The sequence below is a fragment of the Daejeonella rubra genome (assembly GCF_900103545.1).
Taxonomy (GTDB): Bacteria; Bacteroidota; Bacteroidia; order Sphingobacteriales; family Sphingobacteriaceae; genus Daejeonella; species Daejeonella rubra.
Genome location: NZ_FNHH01000067.1, coordinates 1 through 1,435, shown reverse-complemented (window position 1 = coordinate 1,435; position 1,435 = coordinate 1). Strand labels below are relative to the sequence as shown.

Below are 1,435 nucleotides of genomic sequence, written 5' to 3'. Positions count from 1 at the left end.
GGATCAAGCATAATTCTTGGGGGATAAATAAAAAAAGAGTTGCTTTGTGTTTACTCAACCGAACATCACATTGCAAGACACTTACCAAACCCTCGTCCGCTTATTACTTCCTGAAGGCCTTCTTGACTATTTTGAATTAACTAAAGTTACTCGTGGCGACCAAGGTTTTCAGATCTCCCTTGAGGAAAAGAATCTGCCTCCCTTTGGCTATGAGCAGCAACAACTGGAGTCAAAAGGTTTTCTGCCGGAGGTCAGTATTCAAGACTTCCCCATACGTGGACAGAAAGTGGCTCTATGCATAAAACGCCGTAAATGGGAGGTAAAAAGCACTGGAGAAAACATTACCAGGGATTGGAATTTAGTACAAAAGGGGGCTCGAATGACTACGGAATTCGGCACTTTTTTAAAAGGTATATTTGGATAACCAGCCAATCAGCCCTCATCTGTTGGGTCGTTTATATGGAGTCGATGGCAAGCAATTACAACAGCAGTACAAAGATTATTTGAGCGATTTCCGAATCTGGGGTCAGAAAGAACATGCCAGCGATTGGATGGTTTTTGCTGATAATATTGGAGAATCATTAAGTATCGACGAGACTTCGTTAAGTAATGGAGAGCTTTACACCATCCTGACCAACAAGGCGGCCAAAGGTGGTAAGAAAGCCATCGTAGCAATGGTCAAAGGCACTCAGGCGGAACAGATTATCACCGCGTTGGAACGAATCCCCTTGCGTAAACGTAACAAGGTCAGAGAAGTAACAATGGATATGGCAGCCAGCATGATCCGTGTGGTTCGCAGTTGTTTCGCCAATGCCGAAAGGGTAATCGATCGATTCCATGTGCAGAAACTCGCCTACGATGCCGTACAGGAAGCACGTATTAAGTTTCGCTGGGAAGCCCTTGATCAGGAAACCCTGCAGATTGACCTTGCACGTAAAGAGAAAAGAAATTATCAGCCGGAGCTGCTTGCAAATGGTGACACACTAAAGCAACTACTGGCCCGAAGCCGATACTTGCTTTTCAAACATCCAACTAAATGGACGGCTACGCAGAAAGAGAGAGCCGATATCCTGTTCAACAGATACCCGGTACTTAAAAAGGCTTATGATCTTTCCTTGGGGCTGGGACATATCTTCACCAGTTGTGCCACTAAAACTCAGGCATTCAAGCGACTGGCAATCTGGTACAATCACGTAGAAGCATCAGGGATCGATGCCTTTAAAACAGTCGCTCGATCTGTCGAGATCCATCACCGTTCGATCTTAAATTACTTCATTAACCGAAGTACAAATGCTTCGGCTGAATCCTTCAACGCTAAAATTAAGGCCTTTAGGGCAACTTCAAGAGGCGTTAGAGATACCACATTTTTTCTATTCCGGCTATCTAAAATCTATGCCTGAATTTTCTATCCCCCCAACTTTTCGTCATGATCCCA

2 protein-coding genes are annotated in these 1,435 nt (G+C 44.4%); both read left to right on the top strand.

Going from position 1 to position 1,435, the window contains the following annotated elements; genetic code table 11:
• Window positions 1-46: 46 nt before the first annotated feature.
• Window positions 47-424, top strand: coding sequence for an ISAon1 family transposase N-terminal region protein (locus BLR27_RS18320; protein ID WP_245704556.1), 378 nt, complete (start codon window positions 47-49; stop codon window positions 422-424).
• Complete coding sequence (locus tag BLR27_RS18315; protein ID WP_090707327.1) at window positions 417-1,400, top strand: ISAon1 family transposase; 984 nt, start codon at window positions 417-419, stop codon at window positions 1,398-1,400. The genes BLR27_RS18320 and BLR27_RS18315 overlap by 8 nt, the downstream gene beginning before the upstream one ends.
• The last annotated feature ends 35 nt before the right edge of the window (window positions 1,401-1,435 follow it).